Below are 1,015 nucleotides of genomic sequence, written 5' to 3'. Positions count from 1 at the left end.
GGTTAGGGTCACATTACCGGAGATCAATAACACAATTTGTCAATCCGTCCAGTGGTGGACGGGATAGGGTGCGACCCCAAAAGCCCTCACGAGATACAGCTTCAGGCAATTTCGCTCACCATCCATAATTCTCCGGGTTGCCAACCTAACGACCATCTATCGGCTAAAACCCAGGGTGGGTTAGTTGAAGCAAGCTCCAGGGTTTGTTTTAGCCCCTGGGATGGGTTACCCGCACACCTGGCATTACCTGCCCCCCATCGGTGCCATAGCACCCATCGGGCGTATAGCGCTTCTAGCTCTTATCACAAAAGTGGGATTGGGCTCTCGAGCAGGTACACCATCGCCGCAGGGTCATTCTGCCGAAGAATCCGATGCGCCCGCGTCCCCCCGTGCAGCACAGCGCATCAGACCCTTCACTTCGTGGAGGGTGACACCGCGTATGTTCGAATTTGATGATAACCGCCCAGGAAAAGTAATGGTCAAATCGCACAGGCACTCGAGTAGAACCTGCATATAATCCGTTTCGATATGTCACCAGACAAACTCCGTGATGAAGACTTAAAACTGGTGCAACTGCTTGAGCAAATGCGCGCACAGATTGTGCATTCCAGCAGCAACCTGGAATCCCTCCGAGGCGCCCTCGAGTCGGCCCAGCGCCTGGTGGAAGAGCGCAACCAGAACCTGCTCAATGCCCGCAGCCCGTTGCTGGAGGGCTACGGAGCCGAGGAGGACGACGAACTCACCGGACTGCCCGGCAAAGCTGCATTTGAAAAAGCCCTCGAGCGGGTTTTTGCCAGTGGAGACGTCTTTACTGTGGTGACCTTCGATCTGGATGTTTTCAAGGAAATCAACGAGCGCTTTGGCGGTGGGATTGGCGATGAGGTGTTACGCCGGATAGGTCAGTTGGTGCGCAAGGCCCTGCGGGCCTCGGATGTGGCCGGACGAATCGGGGGCGAGGAGTTTGCCCTGATTCTGCGCGGCATCACCGGCGACCGGGCTTTCGGGGTGTGTGAGC

General features: G+C 56.6%; 1 protein-coding gene. It reads left to right on the top strand.

Annotated elements, in window-relative coordinates:
• Positions 1-528: 528 nt before the first annotated feature.
• Positions 529-1,015: GGDEF domain-containing protein (locus Q0288_RS06270; protein WP_299428817.1), on the top strand; the 487-nt coding region annotated here is incomplete at its 3' end.

Source organism: uncultured Meiothermus sp. (genome assembly GCF_937863175.1).
Taxonomy (GTDB): domain Bacteria; phylum Deinococcota; class Deinococci; order Deinococcales; family Thermaceae; genus Meiothermus.
Note: the sequence above shows the minus strand (reverse complement) of the source record. Positions and strands in the feature narration are given on the sequence as shown.